This window comes from Pseudomonas tohonis, assembly GCF_012767755.2.
Taxonomy (GTDB): Bacteria; Pseudomonadota; Gammaproteobacteria; order Pseudomonadales; family Pseudomonadaceae; genus Metapseudomonas; species Metapseudomonas tohonis.
Window position 1 is genome coordinate 2,264,869 of the sequence record NZ_AP023189.1, and the last position, 18,775, is coordinate 2,283,643.

At 67.0% G+C, this 18,775-nt stretch carries 16 protein-coding genes; 5 read left to right on the plus strand and 11 right to left on the minus strand.

Going from position 1 to position 18,775, the window contains the following annotated elements; genetic code table 11:
- Positions 1-13 precede the first annotated feature (13 nt).
- Positions 14-985 carry an IS110 family RNA-guided transposase gene (locus HSX14_RS10405; protein WP_116858044.1) on the plus strand — a complete coding sequence of 324 codons (972 nt, stop codon included), beginning with the start codon at positions 14-16 and terminating at the stop codon, positions 983-985.
- 139 nt (positions 986-1,124) lie between these two features.
- On the opposite strand, the gene metH is transcribed toward HSX14_RS10405, so the two are convergent.
- The 3 genes from metH to HSX14_RS10420 form a co-directional block, all read right to left on the minus strand.
- Complete coding sequence (gene metH, locus HSX14_RS10410; protein WP_173178417.1) at positions 1,125-4,847, minus strand: methionine synthase; 3,723 nt, start codon at positions 4,845-4,847, stop codon at positions 1,125-1,127.
- A 216-nt stretch (positions 4,848-5,063) separates the two neighbouring features.
- A complete protein-coding gene (locus tag HSX14_RS10415) occupies positions 5,064-5,537 on the minus strand; it encodes a hypothetical protein (RefSeq protein ID WP_173178418.1) in 474 nt (157 codons plus the stop codon).
- A gap of 12 nt (positions 5,538-5,549) precedes the next feature.
- On the minus strand, positions 5,550-6,053 hold the full coding sequence (locus tag HSX14_RS10420) for a hypothetical protein (protein ID WP_173178419.1): 504 nt from the start codon (positions 6,051-6,053) through the stop codon (positions 5,550-5,552).
- A 417-nt stretch (positions 6,054-6,470) separates the two neighbouring features.
- On the opposite strand from HSX14_RS10420, the gene HSX14_RS10425 reads away from it, so the two are divergent.
- From HSX14_RS10425 to nfuA, 3 genes are all read left to right on the plus strand, one after another.
- Positions 6,471-7,439, plus strand: a complete 969-nt coding sequence (locus HSX14_RS10425; RefSeq protein WP_173178420.1) for a hypothetical protein — start codon at positions 6,471-6,473, stop codon at positions 7,437-7,439.
- Positions 7,440-7,568: 129 nt separating this feature from the next.
- Entirely contained in the window at positions 7,569-9,848 is a 2,280-nt protein-coding gene (locus HSX14_RS10430) for a fatty acid cis/trans isomerase (RefSeq protein WP_173178421.1), read from the plus strand.
- 94 nt (positions 9,849-9,942) lie between these two features.
- The gene (nfuA, locus tag HSX14_RS10435; protein ID WP_111263776.1) at positions 9,943-10,527 is read left to right on the plus strand and encodes a Fe-S biogenesis protein NfuA; all 585 of its coding nucleotides are present in this window, start codon (positions 9,943-9,945) and stop codon (positions 10,525-10,527) included.
- A gap of 266 nt (positions 10,528-10,793) precedes the next feature.
- Here the strand turns inward: nfuA and HSX14_RS10440 are convergent, their stop codons facing one another.
- The 7 genes from HSX14_RS10440 to HSX14_RS10470 all read right to left on the minus strand — a co-directional run bounded on the left by HSX14_RS10440 (position 10,794) and on the right by HSX14_RS10470 (position 16,085).
- Positions 10,794-11,975, minus strand: coding sequence for an MFS transporter (locus tag HSX14_RS10440; RefSeq protein ID WP_173178422.1), 1,182 nt, complete (start codon positions 11,973-11,975; stop codon positions 10,794-10,796).
- Between the two features lie 15 nt (positions 11,976-11,990).
- A complete protein-coding gene (locus HSX14_RS10445; protein WP_173178423.1) occupies positions 11,991-12,500 on the minus strand; it encodes an HPP family protein in 510 nt (169 codons plus the stop codon).
- A gap of 15 nt (positions 12,501-12,515) precedes the next feature.
- Positions 12,516-12,764 carry a DUF1272 domain-containing protein gene (locus HSX14_RS10450; protein WP_173178424.1) on the minus strand — a complete coding sequence of 83 codons (249 nt, stop codon included), beginning with the start codon at positions 12,762-12,764 and terminating at the stop codon, positions 12,516-12,518.
- A gap of 10 nt (positions 12,765-12,774) precedes the next feature.
- On the minus strand, positions 12,775-13,782 hold the full coding sequence (locus HSX14_RS10455; protein WP_173178425.1) for a GlxA family transcriptional regulator: 1,008 nt from the start codon (positions 13,780-13,782) through the stop codon (positions 12,775-12,777).
- A gap of 100 nt (positions 13,783-13,882) precedes the next feature.
- Positions 13,883-14,914 carry a DNA topoisomerase IB gene (locus tag HSX14_RS10460; protein ID WP_173178426.1) on the minus strand — a complete coding sequence of 344 codons (1,032 nt, stop codon included), beginning with the start codon at positions 14,912-14,914 and terminating at the stop codon, positions 13,883-13,885.
- Entirely contained in the window at positions 14,911-15,624 is a 714-nt protein-coding gene (locus tag HSX14_RS10465; protein WP_173178427.1) for a YetF domain-containing protein, read from the minus strand. Before HSX14_RS10465 ends, HSX14_RS10460 begins: the two co-directional genes overlap by 4 nt.
- Before the next feature lie 191 nt (positions 15,625-15,815).
- Positions 15,816-16,085, minus strand: coding sequence for a hypothetical protein (locus tag HSX14_RS10470; RefSeq protein ID WP_111263782.1), 270 nt, complete (start codon positions 16,083-16,085; stop codon positions 15,816-15,818).
- 337 nt (positions 16,086-16,422) lie between these two features.
- Here HSX14_RS10470 and HSX14_RS10475 point away from each other — a divergent pair, with 337 nt between their 5' ends.
- Entirely contained in the window at positions 16,423-17,055 is a 633-nt protein-coding gene (locus HSX14_RS10475) for a PA2778 family cysteine peptidase (protein WP_228723568.1), read from the plus strand.
- Between the two features lie 316 nt (positions 17,056-17,371).
- Here the strand turns inward: HSX14_RS10475 and HSX14_RS10480 are convergent, their stop codons facing one another.
- A complete protein-coding gene (locus tag HSX14_RS10480) occupies positions 17,372-18,655 on the minus strand; it encodes an NAD(P)/FAD-dependent oxidoreductase (RefSeq protein WP_173178428.1) in 1,284 nt (427 codons plus the stop codon).
- Positions 18,656-18,775 lie beyond the last annotated feature (120 nt).

Sequence of the window (18,775 nt, forward strand, 5' to 3'; positions counted from 1 at the left end):
GAGAGGAGAATCCATGCCCAGCGTCATCGGCATCGACATCGCCAAACACACCTTTGACCTCGCCACCCTGCAGCCCAACGGCAAGTACCGCACCAAGGCCAAGCTGGCCAACGACAAAGCGGGCTTCGCCGTCTTGCGCGACTGGCTGAACAAACACAGCGAACCCGGAGCCTGGGTCGTGATGGAGGCCACCGGCATCCACCATGAAGCCCTGGCCGAATGGCTGTTGGAGCAAGGCTATCGGGTCTGTGTCCTCAACCCGGCACAAATCGCCCACTACGCCCGTAGTCAGTTGCAGCGGGTGAAGACCGACAAGGTCGACGCCAAGCTGATCGCCGAATACGGCGAGCGCCATCAGGACAGTCTGCGTCCCTGGCAACCCGAGCCCCGTGCCGTGCGGCGTTTGAAAGCCCTGGTACGGCGCCTGGAGGACCTGCGCGAAATCGAGCAGATGGAGCGCAACCGCCTGGAAGTGGCCGATGCCAGCGTCCAGGCCTCGATCCAGTCGGTGCTGGAACATATCGGTCAGGAGATCGAAGAGACCCTCAAGGCGATCGACGACCACATCGACAACGACCCGGATCTGCGCGGCAAGCGCGACCTGCTGACCAGCATTGACGGGATCGCCGACAAGACCGCCGCCCTGCTCCTGGCGGAGCTGGGCGACCCACTGCGCTTTGCCAACAGCCGCGCCGTCACTGCCTTTGCCGGGCTCAATCCGCGGCTGCAGGAGTCCGGGAACCACCGGGGACAGACACGTATCTCCAAGACGGGCTCATCGCGCCTGCGGGCCGGCTTGTTCATGCCCGCGATCAGTGCCCTGACGTACAACGAGGCTGTCAGGGCCCTGAGCGAACGATTGAGGGCGAAGGGCAAGACCGGCAAGCAGATCGTCTGCGCCGCCATGCGCAAGCTGCTGAGCATCGCCTACGGCGTCTTGAAATCAGGCCGGCCATTTGACGCAAAACTGGCCCTTGCTCACTAGAAATCAAGACGGTATCTACGAAGAGCGCCAAGCCGCGCGGACTGGGCACCCGTGGGGTGGCTAGAGCCCCGCGAAACCCATCGTTGCGCCGCTGGGCGCCAGAAAGAACCGGGCCCGCATTGCGCGGGCCCGTTCGTGATCAGTAGTCGTAGCCGAGGTTAGGCGCCAGCCAGCGTTCGCTCACGGCCTGGTCCTGGCCCTTGCGCTTGCTGTAGCTCTCCACCTGGTCGCGTTCGATCTTGCCGACGGCGAAGTACTGCGCCTCGGGGTGGGCGAAGTACCAGCCGCTGACGGCCGCCGCCGGGAACATGGCGTAATGCTCGGTGAGGAACACGCCGCTCAGGCCGGCCTTGTCGAAGCTGGCGCTCGGGTCCAGCAGGTCGAACAGGGTGCCCTTCTCGGTGTGGTCCGGGCAGGCCGGGTAGCCGGGGGCGGGGCGGATGCCGTTGTACTGCTCCTTGATCAACGCCTCGTTGTCCAGGTGCTCGTCGGCGGCGTAGCCCCAGTACTCCTTGCGCACGCGCTCGTGAAGCCACTCGGCGCAGGCTTCGGCCAGGCGGTCGGCGAGGGCCTTGACCATGATCGAGTTGTAGTCGTCGCCCTTGGCCTCATAGGCCTTGGCCACTTCCTCGGCACCGATGCCGGCGGTGGTGATGAAGCCACCGACGTAGTCGACCACGCCGCTCTCCTTGGGCGCGACGAAGTCGGCCAGGCACAGGTTCGGCTTGCCGTCGGGCTTGATGGTCTGCTGGCGCAGGTGGTGCAGGGTGGCCAGCGGCTTGCCCTGGTCGTCGCGCACTTCGATGTCGTCGTGGTTGACCTGGTTGGCCGGCCAGAAGCCGAACACGGCGCGGGCCTTGATCAGTTTCTCGTCGATCAGTTTCTTCAGCATCGCCTGGGCGTCGGCGAACAGCGCGGTGGCGGCTTCACCCACCACCTCGTCGGTGAGGATGCGCGGGTATTTGCCGGCCAGGTCCCAGGAGATGAAGAAGGGCGTCCAGTCGATGTATTCGGCCAGCACGGCCAGGTCGATGTCTTCCAGCACGCGCACGCCGGTGAAGCTGGGCTTGGGCGCGCGGTAGCCGGCCCAGTCGAAGTCCGGCTTGTTGGCGATGGCGTCGGCGTAGGCCAGGCGCTCGGTGCGGGCGGCGCGGTTGGCGGTGCGCTCGCGGGTTTCGACGTAGTCGGCGCGGGTGCGCTCGACGAAGCCGGCCTTGAGCTCCTTGGACAGCAGCTGGGTGGCCACGCCCACGGCGCGCGAGGCGTCGGTGACGTAGACCACGGCGTCATTGCTGTACTGCGGGTCGATCTTCACCGCGGTGTGGGCCTTGGAGGTGGTGGCGCCGCCGATCATCAGCGGCAGGTTGAAGCCCTGGCGCTGCATCTCGCGGGCGACGTGGACCATTTCGTCCAGCGACGGGGTGATCAGGCCGGAGAGGCCGATGATGTCGCACTTCTCGTCGCGGGCGGTCTGCAGGATCTTCTCCGCCGGGACCATCACGCCGAGGTCGACGATGTCGTAGCCGTTGCAGCCGAGCACCACGCCGACGATGTTCTTGCCGATGTCGTGGACGTCGCCCTTGACGGTGGCCATGAGGATCTTGCCCTTGGCTTCGGGCTTGTCGCCCTTCTCCGCTTCGATGAAGGGGATCAGGTGGGCCACCGCCTGCTTCATCACGCGGGCGGACTTGACCACCTGCGGGAGGAACATCTTGCCCGAGCCGAACAGGTCGCCGACCACGTTCATGCCGGACATCAGCGGGCCTTCGATCACCTCGATCGGGCGCGCGCACTGCTGGCGGCACTCCTCGGTGTCTTCGACGATGAAGGCGGTGATGCCCTTCACCAGCGCGTGCTCCAGGCGCTTGTCGACCGGCAGCGAACGCCACTCCTCGTTCTCCACTTCCTTGGCCGCGCCATCGCCCCGGTACTTGTCGGCGATGGCCAGCAGGGCCTCGGTGGCGTTGGGGCTGCGGTTGAGCACCACGTCCTCGACGGCATCGCGCAGCTCTTTGGGGATCTCGTCGTAGATCTCCAGCTGGCCGGCGTTGACGATGCCCATGGTGAGGCCGTTCTGGATGGCGTAGTAGAGGAAGACCGAGTGGATCGCCTCGCGCACCGGGTTGTTGCCGCGGAAGGAGAACGACACGTTGGACACGCCGCCCGAGCTCAGGGCGTAGGGCAGGTTGTCGCGGATGTAGGCGCAGGCGTTGATGAAGTCGACCGCGTAGTTGTTGTGTTCCTCGATGCCGGTGGCCACGGCGAAGATGTTCGGGTCGAAGATGATGTCTTCGGGTGGGAAGCCCACTTCATTGACCAGGATGTCGTAGCTGCGCTGGCAGATTTCCGCCTTGCGCGCCTCGGTGTCGGCCTGGCCGGCCTCGTCGAAGGCCATCACCACCACGGCGGCGCCGTAGCGCTTGCACAGCTTGGCGTGGTGTTTGAACTGCTCGACGCCTTCCTTCATGGAGATGGAGTTGACGATGCCCTTGCCCTGGATGCATTTCAGGCCCGCCTCGATCACCTCCCACTTGGAGGAGTCGATCATGATCGGCACGCGGGAGATGTCCGGCTCGCCGGCGATGAGGTTGAGGAAGCGCACCATCGCCGCCTTGGAGTCGAGCATGCCCTCGTCCATGTTGATGTCGATGACCTGGGCGCCGGCTTCCACCTGCTGCAGGGCGACTTCCAGCGCCTCGGTGTAGTTCTCCTCGCGGATCAGCCTGGCGAACTTGGCGGAACCGGTGATGTTGGTGCGCTCGCCGACGTTCACGAACAGCGAGCTGCGGTCGATGGTGAAGGGCTCCAGGCCCGACAGGCGGCAGGCCTTGGGGATCTCCGGGATCACGCGTGGCGGGTGCTTGGCCACGGCCTTGGCGATGGCCTCGATGTGCCCCGGGGTGGTGCCGCAGCAGCCGCCGATGATGTTGAGGAAGCCGCTGGCGGCGAACTCCTCGACCACCACGGCCATCTCGGCCGGGGTCTCGTCGTACTCGCCGAAGGCGTTGGGCAGGCCGGCGTTGGGGTGGGCGGAGACGTGGGTGCCGGCCTTGCTCGCCAGCTCGGCGAGGTAGGGGCGCAGTTCCTTGGCGCCGAGGGCGCAGTTCAGGCCCACGGAGATCGGCTTGGCGTGGCTCACCGAGTTCCAGAAGGCTTCGGTGGTCTGGCCCGAGAGGGTGCGGCCGGAGGCGTCGGTGATGGTGCCGGAGATCATGATCGGCAGCTCGACGCCCAGTTCCTCGAACACGCCCTGCACGGCGAAGATCGCCGCCTTGGCGTTAAGGGTGTCGAAGATGGTTTCGATGAGGATGAGGTCGGCGCCGCCTTCCATCAGGCCACGGGTGGCCTCGGTGTAGTTCTCCACCAGCTCGTCGAAGGTGACGTTGCGGTAGCCCGGGTCGTTGACGTCGGGGGAGATGGAGCAGGTGCGGCTGGTCGGGCCGAGGACGCCGGCGACGAAGCGCGGCTTGTCCGGGGTTTCCAGGGTCTTGGCGTCGGCCACTTCACGGGCCAGGCGCGCGCCCTCGACGTTCAGCTCGTACACCAGGGACTCCATGCCGTAGTCGGCCTGGGACACCTGGGTGGCGTTGAAGGTGTTGGTCTCGAGGATGTCCGCGCCGGCGTCCAGGTAGGCCTTCTCGATGGCCTGGATCACGTCCGGGCGCGACAGCAGCAGCAGGTCGTTGTTGCCCTTGACGTCGCTCGGCCAGTCGGCGAAGCGCGTGCCCCGGTAGTCCTCCTCCTGGAGCTTGTAGCTCTGGATCATGGTGCCCATGCCGCCGTCGAGGATCAGGATGCGTTCCTTGAGGGCTTTGTGAAGGGCGTGCAGGCGAGCGCTGCGATCGGTGAGCGGGCTGGACATGGAGGACCTGACTAGCTGGGCGGAAAAGGTCGCAAAGCATAGCAAAGATGAAGGGGATCGACCGCCCGCCGGCTGTTGCATGAATATGGCTCATGTTGCTGTGGGCCGAAGCCGGGCGGCGCCCTGGTGGGCATGGAGTGCGGGGATGCGGGCGGGGCGGGGGCGTGCGGGGAGCGCGGCCGTGGATGAGGCGGGGTCATCCACGGCGCGGGGGGATCAGCCGCGGCAGCTGGCCGTGGCGTAGACGAAGTACTTCACCAGGTCGCGGTCGGTGCGGTTCCAGACCTCGCCCACCGAGCGCAGGCCCTGGCTCTGACCGACCGCGCCGGCGATGCTGCCGCACCAGACGCGCGGGTACTTGCCGTGGTACAGGGTGCCGCCGATGACCACGGCGACGTGGCCGTTGTTGCGCGCCGGGTTGTGGTCGCTGCCCTTGATGCCGGCGATCACGAAGTAGCCCTGGGAGGCCTTCTGCGCGGCTTCGTCACCGCTGGCCAGTTCCTTCCAGCCGGTGGCCTGGGGCAGGCCGCCCATGATGGCGTCGGCGTTGCCGCCGGGAATCGGTACGCCGAGGGTGGCGGCCACCGATTGCAGGAAGCCGGAGCAGTTGTTCTTGTTCTGGGTACCGGCGATGAAGCTCTGGTCCCAGGCCGCGGTGCAGGCGTTGACGATGCAGGTGTCGAGGCTCATTGACTATCCCTATCAGGGTTTGCAGAAAGGCTGTACGGGTTGCTTTGCTTGGGTCTTGCAGCTGCCGCTGTCGTCGCAGTCGGCGCCGAGCACCAGCTCCTCGCCCTCGACGCTGGCGCGCTTGCCGGTGATGTCCTGGCGGTGCAGCACCTTGCAGGTGGCGGTGTCGTAGGCCACCAGTTCACCGTTGGAGCCGCTGAACTCGTAGGTCACCAGGCGCTTCTCGTCGCGGCTGAGGAACAGCGGGTCACGGGCCCAGATGCCCCCGTCCTCGATGTTGCAGCTCTTGCCGCTGGCCTTGTCCAGCAGCACCACCGGCGGCTCGGGGAAGGCGTCGGGTTCGGCGATGTCCGGGTTCTCGTTGACGAAGCGCACCTGCAGGCGCTGGCCGTCGCCAACGAATGTGCTGGGCGCTTCGGGGCTGGCCACCAGCTTGAGCGGGGCGAAGCCGCAATCGGAGGCCTGGGCGCAGGCGCTGAGGGTCAGGGCGGCGAGGGCGCCGGCGAGGGGTTTCATGGTCAGGATCTCCTGTGGCATGGCTGGGGCCGGCCCGAGGGGCGATCGGTTGCAGTCAGGAGGGGCGGGCGCGCCGGACGGCGGCCCTGGAGCACGTTCCCTGTAGCTGCGCCGACATCATCCCTGGTGGCCTGGCGTGGCGGCAGGATACGCCGGTGGCCCGCCACGGGGGATGACGGCGTTCACGTCTGCGCGGCTTGGCGGGCCCCGGCGGACGGACGGCGGCGCTGCGGAGTGAGGCCTGCGGGGTGCGGATTGTCGATGTGGGTCACGAAAGCCCGTTCCTGCGCTTCACAACGGGGGGGTGGCTGTTGCAGATTGATGGTGGCACCTCGCTAGTGCAGCAGGCGAGGCCCTCGACGTCGCGATTGACGTCCTCCCGCACGACAGACTGAACGCATACAAGGAAGCAGTTCGATGGAACACGCGAAGAAAGTGATGGAAATGGCCGGCTACTTTGCTGGACATGCGGTACAAGGCGTCGCCAGCGGCGAGATGCTGATCCCCATCGTCGGCTACCTGGGCACCGACCAGCAGACCAGCATGGTGCGGCTGCTATCGGACAGCTCCGTGGAGGCCATGCAGCAGGGCGAGGCGCGCATCACCAGCCTGGACGAGGACAAGCTGGGCGCGGTGTTCATCCGCGACGGCCTGGTCACCCTGCCCACCGGCAAGACCGACTGCCTGATCGTCGACATCCGCTTCGCCTCGGACAAGCAGCGCCATTTCCAGTGGCTGCTGCCCTACCGCAACGCCGGCCATGAAGCCGGCTTCGCCGTGCACAAACCCAAGGCCTCGGCTGGCGCGGGTTTCTCCAACGACCAGCTGCAGGAGCTGGCCGCAGCCTTCTTCGATGGCCTGGAGAACAACGAGGAAGCCCTGGAGGTGTGGAATAGCAACTTCGTCGAGCAGGCGGGCGAAAGCTCCGGGTTCCAGGGCCAGGAGAACACCCAGTTCACCGCCGAGGAGTTCCAGGCCCTGCGCCGGGCGCCCTTCATGGTGTTCCTGCTGGTGGCGGCCGCCGACGGCAAGCTCGACAACAAGGAGGCGCAGGCCTTCGTCAAGCAGCTGGGGGAGTCGGCCAAAAACGGCGGCCAGTTGTATTCGCGCATCATCACCAACGTCATCACCGACGTGCCGCAGCTGCTGACCGAACTGCTGACCACCCCCCTCAACCATGCCCAGGAGCTGCTGCGCATCCGCCTGATCGTCGAGACCAAGGTGGCGCCGGAGGAAGCGCAGGCGTTCAAGCAGGCGTTGCTGGGCCTGGGCAAGGCGGTGGCTTCGGCCTCCGGCGGCTTCCTCGGCTTCGGCAGCAAGATCAGCAAGGAAGAGAAGGCCACCCTGGAGCGCATCGCCGCCGGCCTGGGCCTGACCTACAGCTGAGCCGCCCCGGCGGCGGGGCGATGGGCTGCGCCGCGAGGGGCCGCCCATCACCACCCTGGCTGCCGCTTCGCTGCAGCGCAGCGCGGATGCCGGTAGAATCGGCCGATTCGTTCGCCAAGGAAAAGGTCCATGCCGTATCGCGCGTTGTTCGCCGCCGCCCTTCTATTCATGAGCGCTGCGGCGTATGCCGAGGGGATCTCCTACACCCGCGACATCCAGCCGATCTTCACCGAGAAATGCGTGGCCTGCCATGCGTGCTACGACTCGCCCTGCCAGCTCAACCTGGGCAGCGGCGAGGGTGCGGCGCGCGGGGCGACCAAGCTGCCGGTGTACGACGGCACGCGCACTCGCGCACAGGCCACCACGCGGCTGTTTTTCGACGCCCAGGGCGAGGCGGCATGGCGCGACAAGGGGTTCTACTCCGTGCTGCAGGGCCAGGCCCCGCAGGCAGCGCTGATGGCGCGCATGCTGGAGCTCGGGCACAGCGCGCCGCTCACGCCCAATGCCAAGCTGCCGGAAGACCTGGACATCGGCATCAATCGCCAGAACCAGTGCCCGACCCCGGACGAGTTCGACGACTATGCGAAGAAATTCGCCCACGCCGGCATGCCCTTCGCGGTGACCGGCCTGGACGACCAGCAATACCAGACGCTGCAGCGCTGGCTCGCCGCCGGTGCGCCGGTGGAGGCGAGCGCGGTGACGCCGACACAGGACGAGGCGCGGCAGATCGCCGAGTGGGAGGGGCTGCTCAACGCCCGGGGTGCCCGCGAGGTGCTGGTGGGGCGCTGGCTGTTCGAGCACCTGTTCCTTGCCCACCTGTACTTCGACGAGGGCAAGAGCGGGCATTTCTTCCAGCTGGTGCGTTCGCGCACGCCCAGCGGCAAGCCCATCGATCCGATCGCCACGCGCCGTCCCAACGATGACCCGGGCACCGATTTCTACTACCGCCTGTGGCCCATCCAGGGCGTGATCGTGCACAAGACGCACATCACCTACCCGCTGAGCGATTCCAGGCTGGCGCGGGTCAACGAGCTGTTCTTCGGCAGCGACTGGACCACCGACAAGGTGCCGGGCTACGGCGCGCAACGCCGGGCCAACCCGTTCGAGACCTTCGAGGCCATCCCGGCCCAGGCGCGCTACCAGTTCATGCTGGATAACGCCGAGTACTTCGTGCGCACCTTCATCCGTGGCCCGGTGTGCCGCGGGCAGATCGCCACCGACGTGATCCGTGACAACTTCTGGGCGCTGTTCCAGGACCCGCAGCACGACCTCTACGTCACCGATGCCGCCTACCGGGGCGAGGCGACGCCCTTGCTGGCGATGCCCGGGCAGTTCGACGAGATCGGCGGGTTGCTGAGCCTGTGGCACAGCTACCGCGACAAGCGCAACGCCTACGAGGAGCTGCGGCGCGACGCCTACGCCGATGCCCCGGTGCCCACCTGGGCGGATATCTGGAGCGGCAACGACAACGCCCTGCTGTCCATCTATCGCCAGTTCGACAGCGCCTTCGTGCGCAAGGGGCTGATCGGCGAGGTGCCGCAGACGATGTGGCTGCTGGACTACCCGCTGTTCGAGCGCACCTACTACCAGTTGGTGGTGAACTTCGACGTGTACGGCAACGTTTCGCACCAGGCGCAGACGCGGTTGTATTTCGACCTGATCCGCAATGGCGCCGAGGTCAACTTCCTGCGCCTGATGCCGGCCGAGTCGCGCACCGCGATCCTCGACGACTGGTACCAGAACAGCGGCAAATTGAAGATGTGGCTGGACTACGAGGACATCGACGACGACACGCCCACCGGGCTGTTCCTGCCGGTCGAGCGCGCCAAGGGCTCCTTCGCGGCGCAACTGCTCAAGCGCTACGCCGACCTCAATGCAAGGCCCGACCCGATCAACCGCTGCACCACCGGCAACTGCTACCGCCTGGGCATCGACCCGGCGCTGCAACAGGCCGAGCAGGCGCTGAGCCAACTGGTCAGCCGGCCGGCGGCGGGGCTCAAGGTGATCGACCAGATGCCGGAGGCGACGCTGTTGCGCGTCGAGCTGGCGGACGGGCACCGCGAGGTCTACAGCGTGCTGCGCAACCGCGCGCACAGCAACGTGGCCTTCATGATGGGCGAGGAACTGCGCTACCAGCCCGGGCTGGACACCCTGACCATCTACCCCGGCGTGCTGACCAGCTACCCCAATTTCATGTTCAACCTGCGCGCCGAGGAGGTGCCGGCGTTCGTCGCCGCGCTCGGGCAGGTGAAGGACACGCCGGCCTTCGACAAGGTGGTGGAGCGCTGGGGTATCCGTCGCAGCCATCCGCAGTTCTGGCGTTACTTCCACGACCTCTCGGCCTACATCCACGAGACCGACCCGGTGGAGGCGGCCGTGCTGGACATGAACCGCTATCAGAACTTCTGAGGATTTGTCGCGAATTATTCCTACTAAAACACTAGGACTTTATCCGTAGGACCTGATTGGCGTACACTGCGCCCCATGTTTGCGAGGAGTTGCCATGAGCGCCATCACCATTACCCAGGCAGCCGAAGACTATCTGGCTGACCTGCTGTCGAAGCAGAACACCAGCGGTATCGGTATCCGTGTCTTCATCACCCAGCCGGGCACCCAGTACGCCGAAACCTGCATCGCCTACTGCAAGCCGGGCGAGCAGAAGCCCGAGGACACCCCGCTGGCCCTCGCGTCCTTCACCGCGTGGATCGACGGCCTGAGCGAACCCTTCCTCGAGGACGCCGTGGTCGACTACGCCACCGACCGCATGGGCGGCCAGCTGACCATCAAGGCCCCGAACGCCAAGGTGCCGATGGTCAACGAGGACAGCCCGCTGAATGAACGCATCAACTACTACCTGCAGACCGAGATCAACCCCGGCCTCGCCAGCCACGGCGGCCAGGTGAGCCTGGTGGACGTGGTCGACGAAGGCATCGCCGTGCTGCAGTTCGGCGGCGGCTGCCAGGGCTGCGGCCAGGTCGACCTGACCCTCAAGGACGGCGTCGAGCGCACCCTGCTCGAGCGCATCCCCGAGCTGAAGGGCGTGCGTGACGTGACCGACCACAGCAACCGTGAGAACGCCTACTACTGAGGCGTTGAAGCGGTAAGGAAAAGGCAGCCCCCGGGCTGCCTTTTTCATGTCCGCAATTCCCCCCCGTAGGGTGGCGTAGAGCGCAGCGAAACCCATGTTGCCCGACGCCCGGGGACGCACCGGATCGATGGGATTCGCAGGGCTCATCCAATCCTGCGATCGGTCATTTCCCGGGCTGAAGCCTGGGCGGGGGTCGGTCTTGCGGGGGTAGAGCTTCGCGAGCAGAGCTCGCTCCTACGGGGAAGTGCCGTGATGTGGGGCGGCGATCACGGTGCCGCTTCTGCCTGGGCGGCCCTGCCGCGACGCACCATGAACAGCGCCAGCAGGACCACCGCCACCAGCGGCAGCATGCCGAGGTTCACCGCGCTCCAGCCGAGCCCGGTGATCAGGGCGCCGGAGGCGAAGGAGGCGCAGGCGGCCACCAGGCTGTTGCACAGCTCCATCAGCGCCTGGGCTTGGCCGCGCTCCTCGGTGGCGTGCCCTTCCGCCAGCAGCGTGGTGCCGGCCACCAGCATCAGGTTCCAGCCCAGCCCGAGCAGGAACGAGCTCATCAGGAAATACGCCATGCCCAGCCCGGCCAGGGCGATGCCGGCGCTGAAGAGCAGCAGCACGGCGCCCGACAGGGCCACGCGGCGGCTGCCGAAGCGGTCCACCAACGGGCCGGCGGCGAAGGCGGGGAGGAACATGCCGAGCATGTGCCAGCGGATCACCTCCGACCCGGCTTCCAGCGGCAGGCCGCAGAAGCTCATGGCCAGGGGCGTCGCGTTCATCACCAGGATCATCAGCCCGTGGCCGATGGCGGTGGTGGCGATGGCGGCGCGGACCAGCGGGCGCTTGAGCAGGGCCTGGGTGGCCGCCCAGCCGGCCTTGGGCGGCCTGGGTGCCTGGCCTTCACGCAGCAGGCGCAGCAGCGCGAGGGCGACCAGCGCCAGGGCGGCGATGGCGAGGTAGGCGCCGACGAAGGGCGTTTCCAGGGCGTTGCGCGACCAGAGCGCCAGGCTCGGCGCCAGCAGCGCGGCACAGATGCCGCCACCGACCACATAGGCGGTGGCGCGGCCCTTGTGCCTGTCGTCCACGGCTTCCTGGGCGGCGAAGCGGTAGTACATGGCCGAGGCCTGGTAGGCGCCGATCGGCAGGGCGCCCAGGCACAGCAGGATGAAGTCGCCAAGCCAGACGCCCAGGGCGCTGACCAGGCCGCCGAGCACGCCGGCGGCGGCGCCGAGCATCAGCCCCGGGCGGCGACCGTGGCGCTGCATGAACAGTGACAGCGGCTGCACCGCCAGCAGGTTGCCCAGTACCAGCAGCGCCAGCGGCAGGGTGGCCAGGGCGTTGAGCGGCGCCAGTTGCAGCCCCACCAGCGAGGTGAGGGTGATGCCGATCATCGAGCAGCTCCAGTACAGCGCCTGGCCGGCGAACAGCAGGCGGATGCTCGGGTTGCGCAGCAGCATGGGGACCTCGGCGGCTTACCAGTATTTGGGGTAGCGGGCCTCGCGGCTCGCGTTGTTGTAGACCAGCGCCACCAGCACCAGCAGCAGGGCGCCGCTGAGGGTGGGGTAGAGCAGGAAGTCCCAGCCCGGCTGCAGGAGGAAGACGATCACCGGATTGGAGCCGGCCGGCGGGTGCACGGTCCGGGTCAGCATCATCAGGGCGATCGCGCTGCCCACCGCCAGTGCCACGGCCCACCAGTGCGGGCCGCAGACATACAGGAAGGCCAGGCCCGTGAAGGTGCTCAGCAAGTGGCCGAAGACGACGTTGCGCGGCTGCGAGAAGGGCACGTCGGGGAAGCCGAAGACCAGCACGCAGGAGGCGCCGAAGGAGCCGAGCAGCAGGCTCAGGGTCAGCGCGTCGCCCAGGCCGGCGATGCTGGCGATGGCGAGGACGCCGCCGAGCCAGGCGATGAACACCTGGCGCGTGGCGGGACGAGGGGGCAGGGCGACGGCGTCGCCACGGAATTTCTTCATCAGTTCGAGCATGGTCGTCTTCCGGGTTCAGGCGCGCTTGGCGCAGCCAGTGGGGTGGTGGATGCGCTGGCTCGATGGCGGATTGGCGGCGAGCTTGGCGGCGGGGCGGATGGGGCGCCCGACCAGCTTGCCGGCGCAGTTGGGGCAATGGCCGGCGAGGTGGGTTTCGACGCAATCGCGGCAGAAGGTGCACTCGAAGGAGCAGATCATCGCCTCGGCGGAGTCGGGCGGCAGGTCCTTGTCGCAGCATTCGCAGTTGGGGCGCAGTTCCAGCATGGCGGTTTCCTCAGGGCGTGGTGGGGCGTCCGAAGCGCTCCGCGTATTCCTGCGGGCTGATGGACAGGTGCTTGTGAAAGGTGCGCCGCAGGTTCTCGGGATGGCCGAAGCCGGTGAGGCGGGCCACGGTGGCGATGGAGGCCTGGGCGTCCTGGAGCAATGCGCGGGCCGCCTCCAGGCGCACCCGTTCGACGTACTTTCCGGGCCCCATGCCCAGCTCCTGGACGAAGGCCCGGGACAGGCTGCGTGGAGCCATGCGCGCCTGGGTGGCCAGTGCCTCCAGCGACAGGTCGCCACCGAGGTTGCCGGGGATCCACTCCAGCAATGCGGCCAGGCGCGGCGTGCGGCTGGGTTCGCAGTTGAGCAGCGCGCTGAACTGCGCCTGGCCGCCGGGGCGACGCAGGAACAGCACCAGCCGGCGCGCGACCGCCAGCGCCATGGTGCGGCCGAGGTCGGCTTCCACCAGGGCCAGCGCGAGGTCGATGCCGGCGGTGACCCCGGCGGACGTGAATACGTGCGGGTCGCCGTCGCGGCCGTCGGGGGCGTAGGTGTGCAGGCGATCGCCCTGCACGTCGATGTCGCAATAGCCGCCGAGGGCGGGCACGTCGGACCAATGGGTGGTGGCGCTGCGCCCGGCCAGGAGGCCGGCGGCGGCGAGGATCAGCGCGCCGGAGCAGATGGAGCCGAGCCGCCGCACCCGGGGCTCGGCCTCACGCAGCCAGGCCAGCAGGGGCGGGTTGCGGCACATGCGCTCGACGCCCATGCCGCCGGCCACCAGCAAGGTATCGAGGCTGGCCGGGTCGACTTCGTGATAGGCGGCCTCGGCGACCAGGGCGAAGCCGGCGGAGGTTTTCACCGCGCCGGCCTCGGTGCCGATCAGGCGGATCCGGTAGGCATCGGGGAGGCCCTGGCGCTGGCGTTCGACGTTGGCCGAGGCGAAGACCTGCAGCGGGCCGGTCACGTCCAGGCTCATCACATCGTCGAAGGCCAGGCAGGCAATGGTGCGCAGGGTGTCCATGGCGTATTCCATCAGGTTGATGGCGCCAGTCTGCGTCCTGCCGGGTTTGGCGACAATGACAATAACCCCACAGATATTGCCAAGGCGCTGGCCGGGTCGTTCAGCCCGCCGGGTCGGTGTGCAGCGCCTGGAGGAAGTTCATCAATGACGCTTCCTCGGCGCTGAGGCCCTTGCGCTTGCGGGCTTTCTTCAGGCCCTGCAGCTCGCCGGCGAGGAAGGCGTCGATGATGGCCGGGTGGACGTAGCACTTGCGGCAGACGGCGGGGGTGTTGCCCAGCTCGCGGGAGACCTGGCGGATCACCTCCACCAGGTGCTTCTTGGCGCTCGCCTCGTTCTGCCAGCGGTGCTTGCGCAAGTGCTCCAGGGCCAGGGCGCTGCCGGCCCAGGTGCGGTAGTCCTTGGCGGTGAAGTCCTCGCCGGCATGGCCGCGCAGGTAGTCGTTGATGTCGTGGGAGCTGATGGTGCGGCGTTCGGCCCCCTCGTCGAGGTACTGGAACAGGTGCTGGCCGGGCAGCTCCAGGCAGCGCCGGAGGATGCGCGCCAGTCGCGGATTGCTGAGCTTCACGCTGTGCTCGACGCCGCTCTTGCCCTTGAACTCGAAGCGGATGCTGCTGCCCTTCACGTCGACGTGGCGGGTGCGCAGGGTGGTGAGGCCGAAGGATTTGTTGTCCCGCGCGTAGCGGCTGTTGCCGATGCGGATCAGGGTGCGGTCGAGCAGGGCGACGACGGCGGCCATGACCTTGTCGCGGCCGAGGCCGGGCTCGTCCAGGTGCAGGTCGATCCGCCGGCGCAGGGTCGGCAGGGCCTGGCCGAAACGCAGCAGGCGCTCGTACTTGGCGGCGTCGCGTATCTCGATCCACAACGGGTGGTAGCGGTATTGCTTGCGCCGACGGGCATCCCGCGCGGTGGCCTGGATGTGGCCTTGTGGGTCGGCGCAGATCCACACCTCCTGGTAGGCGGGCGGGATGGCCAGTTTGTTGATGCGCTGGATCTCCAACTCGTCGCGGATGGGGCGGCCGGCGAGGTCGATGTAGACGAACTTGCCGCGCTGCAGGCGCCGGGCGAAGCCGGGCATGCTGTCTTCGACGTAGCGCAGTTGCGGCGGCAGGGCGGGGGGTGTCGCGGCTGTCATGCGTGCGCCTCCACGGGTGAGGCCTGGTGCTTGCGGCCCAGGGCGTGCGACCAGGCGTGGCCGTCGCAGCGGGGGCAATGGGCCTCCTGCCCGCGGGCGAGGCGCTGGGTGAACCCGCACCGGTTGCAGGCGTAGAGGCCGTCCTCGCTGGGGCGCTCCACGGTCTGGCGCAATTGGCGGGGTAGCACGGAGAGGCCTTCGCGCACCTCGCTGTCATCGAAGAAGTAGAGGCTGACGTCGCCATTCACTTCGAGTATGGCCAGCCGCACCTGGCCCAGGTGCTCGACGCTCTGGCGGCGCAGCTCCATGAAGAACTCGTCGCTGGAGATGTTGTGACGGGCCAGGGCGTCGATGTCGTAGAGGCCGTCGCGGATGATCACCACCGGTTCGCCCTCCAGCCAGGCGCCGAAGCGGCGGCTGTGCTCCATGGCGTAGGTGGTGACGCGGTACAGCACCAGCAGGGTGACGAAGACCACGAGGATCGGCAGCAGGGGCACGTCTTCGTAGAAGGAGACGTCGCCGGCGGCGGAGCCGAGGGTGAGGATCACCAGGACCTCGAACAGGGATATCTGCCGTACGCCGCGCCGTCCGGAAATCTTCAGGAACGCGAACACCACCATGAAGGCGAAGAGGGCGCGCAACGCGACTTCGGCGAGGAAGCCGAGGGGGAACTGATCGATGAGGATTCGCTGCCAATCGAATGGGCTCATGGCCTGTGTGCTCCTTGCGCGGGTCGAAACGAGGCGTCGCGGGCGGTTGCCGCGTGTGCTCGGGGCTGCAAGGTTATGGACAGCGAAGGCGGGGAAATTTCGTCAGTGACAGACGAGGCGGCGTCGCGATGACGCCAGGGCGGGCAGCCGGGAAGCTGCCCGCCGCGCAGTGGGCACAGCGCTGGAAGGTGTTACTCGGGCATTTTCCAGGGGTCGAGGCTGTAGCCCTTGCGGCTCAGCTCCTCGCGGGACTGCTTGAGGATGCTGGCCAGTTGTTGGGGGTCGCAGTAGGTGCTGCTGGCGATTTTCGAGCGGCCCAGCAGGCGCGTGCTGGTGCGGTCGATGACACTGAGGCTGAGCTCGCCGTTGCCATCCTGAGGGGCCCAGGCCACGCACTGGAAGGGTTGGAAGGCGCGGCCGGCGATGATCAGGGCTTCGTTGACGCGAAGTGTTGCGTTCATGGGGTGGGTCTCTCCGTATTGTGCCCAACGAGGTCGACGGGGCCGGTCGTATCGACCGTTGCCTGCCGTCGTGGATATGGATGGCGAAACCTGACCAGGAAGTCACAGCGGGTCGTGAATAAATAACTATTTGTCGCAGCAATGAATGGAATGGCGATAACGCTCTCGAAAAACCGTCATTTCCGTGCGCTCGACGACCCGGCTCGGGTTATACAGATGCGCCGTGTACCGGGCCATCCGCGCCGGTATGATTCCTTCCATGTCCGCCATGCACCTGTGAACCATCGGGGTAGATGCAGTGCCTATTCGCCGTAACCGATCCCTTGCCGGCTGTGCCGTGCTCGCGTTTTCCATCCTGCTGGCCGCCTGTTCCGCCCAGCCCACCTCGCCGGGGTTGCGTGGCCTGCCCGAGGCGGTCGAGCTGAGCAACGTGCCGTTCTTCGCCCAACACGCCTACCAGAGCGCGCCGGCGGCGCTGGCAGCGCTCTTCACCCTGCAGGGGGAGACGGTGACGCCTGGCATGGTGGAGAAGGAGTTGCGTCTGCCGGAACGCGAGGAGGCGCTGCAAGGGAACCTGGCCGATGTGGTGAACCGCCACGGGCTGCTGGTCTACCCGCTGGGCGACCAGGTGGAGGACCTGCTGGTGCAGGTGGCGGCGGGCAATCCGGTGCTGGTGCACCTGCGCCAGGGCTATGGCTGGTTGCCGTCGTGGCGATATGCGCTGGTGGTGGGCTATGACCGCCACAAGCAGGTGTTGCTGCTGCGGGCCGGCGGTGAGCGGCGCCTGCCGATGGGCTTCTCGGAGTTCGAGTCGGACTGGGAGGGGGCGGGCCACTGGGCGGTGCTGCTGCAGGCGCCGAACCAGCTCCCGGCGCAGGTCGATGCCGAGCGCTGGAAGCAGGCCGCCGATGCGCTGGCGGGTGCCGGCCAGGCCGATGCGGCGAATATCGCCAGAAAGCAGCTGCGTTGAATGCCCGCACAGGGCTTCTGCCCCAGTGAAAATCCACGCTCGTAGAACCTGGACTTGCGTTGGCCCCCTAGGTAAGAAGGGGCCAGCCAGACTTCGGGGTTTGGACGTAGGGTGTGCCACGCGCCTGGAGAGCCTGCCGGAAGCACCGTGCGGCGGTGCGCACGGCACGCCCTACAGAACGTGTCCATCCAGCGGGGGCTCTCAATTCATATCGTCACAGGCAGAGCCGATGACTCGTGACCACGCCCCAGGGACGTGGTTTCCCGCGTTCCAATGAAAAACGGCGCCCGAGGGCGCCGTTTTCATGTCGCGAGGATCAGATCCCCAGCTTGTCACGCAGGCTGTAGTACCAGGCACCGATGGCGCTGAACGGGACCTGGAACAGGCGGCCGCCCGGGAAGGGGTAGTGCGGCAGGCTGGCGAAGGCGTCGAAGCGTTCCGCCTGGCCGCGCAGGGCTTCGGCCAGGACCTTGCCTGCCAGGTGGGTGTAGGTGACGCCGTGGCCGCTGCAGCCCTGGGAGTAATAGATGTTGTCGCCGATGCGGCCGACCTGGGGCAGGCGCGAGAGGGTCAGCAGGAAGTTGCCGGTCCAGGCGTAGTCGATCTTCACGTCCTTGAGCTGCGGGAAGGTCTTGAGCATCTTCGGGCGGATGATCGCCTCGATGTTCGCCGGGTCACGCGCGCCGTAGACCACGCCACCGCCATAGATCAGGCGGCGGTCGCCGGAGAGGCGGTAGTAGTCCAGCAGGTAGTTGCAGTCCTCGACGCAGTAGTCCTGCGGCAACAGGCTCTTGGCCATTTCTTCCGACAGCGGTTCGGTAGTGATGACCTGGGTGCCGCAGGGCATGGACTTGGATGCCAGTTCGGGCAGCAGGTTGCCCAGGTAGGCGTTGCCGGCCACCACCACGAACTTGGCCTTCACCCGGCCTTTCGGGGTGTGCACGACCGGGTTGGCGCCACGCTCGACGCGGATGGCGGGAGATTGCTCATGGATGATGCCGCCGAGGGATTCCACCGCTGCCGCCTCGCCGAGGGCCAGGTTCAGCGGGTGGATGTGGCCGCCGCTCATGTCGAGCATGCCGCCGATGTAGTTCTCGGTCGATGCGACTTCACGGATGCGCTTGGCGTCCAGCAGTTCCAGCTGGGTATGGCCGTAGCGTTCCCACAGCTTCTTCTGGGCTTCCAGATGGCCCATCTGCTTGGGCGTGATGGCAGCGAACACGCCACCGTCCTTGAGGTCGCACTGGATGTCGTACTTGGCGATGCGCTCGCGGATGATGCGGCCACCCTCGAACGCCATCTGGCCGAGCAGTTGGGCATCCTTCGGATTGGTGGTGCGCTCGATCACGTCGATGTCGCGGCTATAGCTGTTGACGATCTGGCCGCCGTTGCGACCGGACGCGCCGAAGCCGACCTTGGCCGCCTCGACGATGGTGACCTTGAAGCCGTTCTCCAGCAGGAAGAGCGCGGTGGACAGGCCGGTGTAGCCGGCGCCGATGATGCAGATGTCGGTCTCGGTCTCGCCGACCAGCTCCGGGCGCTGCGGTACCGGATTGGCCGATGCTGCGTAATAGGATTGGGGGTAGGGAGTGTGCGTCATCTTGAATCTCTGTTTTTTATTTTTTACGGATGGCGTGATGCTACCCGAGTTGAAAATGGCCGGCTAGGGGCTGTGCAAGATATTTAACGCAGCGCCGAACAACAAAAACTTCACTTTTTC

Coding starts and splice junctions, on each gene's coding strand:
- HSX14_RS10430 (WP_173178421.1), top strand. CDS start 7,569: ATGCCGTATCGCGCGTTGTTCGCCGCCGCCCTTCTATTCATGAGCGCT.
- HSX14_RS10445 (WP_173178423.1), bottom strand. CDS start 12,500: ATGCTCGAACTGATGAAGAAATTCCGTGGCGACGCCGTCGCCCTGCCC.
- HSX14_RS10480 (WP_173178428.1), bottom strand. CDS start 18,655: ATGACGCACACTCCCTACCCCCAATCCTATTACGCAGCATCGGCCAAT.
- HSX14_RS10405 (WP_116858044.1), top strand. CDS start 14: ATGCCCAGCGTCATCGGCATCGACATCGCCAAACACACCTTTGACCTC.
- HSX14_RS10425 (WP_173178420.1), top strand. CDS start 6,471: ATGGAACACGCGAAGAAAGTGATGGAAATGGCCGGCTACTTTGCTGGA.
- HSX14_RS10460 (WP_173178426.1), bottom strand. CDS start 14,914: ATGACAGCCGCGACACCCCCCGCCCTGCCGCCGCAACTGCGCTACGTC.
- HSX14_RS10455 (WP_173178425.1), bottom strand. CDS start 13,782: ATGGACACCCTGCGCACCATTGCCTGCCTGGCCTTCGACGATGTGATG.
- HSX14_RS10420 (WP_173178419.1), bottom strand. CDS start 6,053: ATGAAACCCCTCGCCGGCGCCCTCGCCGCCCTGACCCTCAGCGCCTGC.
- metH (WP_173178417.1), bottom strand. CDS start 4,847: ATGTCCAGCCCGCTCACCGATCGCAGCGCTCGCCTGCACGCCCTTCAC.
- HSX14_RS10465 (WP_173178427.1), bottom strand. CDS start 15,624: ATGAGCCCATTCGATTGGCAGCGAATCCTCATCGATCAGTTCCCCCTC.
- HSX14_RS10450 (WP_173178424.1), bottom strand. CDS start 12,764: ATGCTGGAACTGCGCCCCAACTGCGAATGCTGCGACAAGGACCTGCCG.
- HSX14_RS10470 (WP_111263782.1), bottom strand. CDS start 16,085: ATGAACGCAACACTTCGCGTCAACGAAGCCCTGATCATCGCCGGCCGC.
- HSX14_RS10440 (WP_173178422.1), bottom strand. CDS start 11,975: ATGCTGCTGCGCAACCCGAGCATCCGCCTGCTGTTCGCCGGCCAGGCG.
- nfuA (WP_111263776.1), top strand. CDS start 9,943: ATGAGCGCCATCACCATTACCCAGGCAGCCGAAGACTATCTGGCTGAC.
- HSX14_RS10415 (WP_173178418.1), bottom strand. CDS start 5,537: ATGAGCCTCGACACCTGCATCGTCAACGCCTGCACCGCGGCCTGGGAC.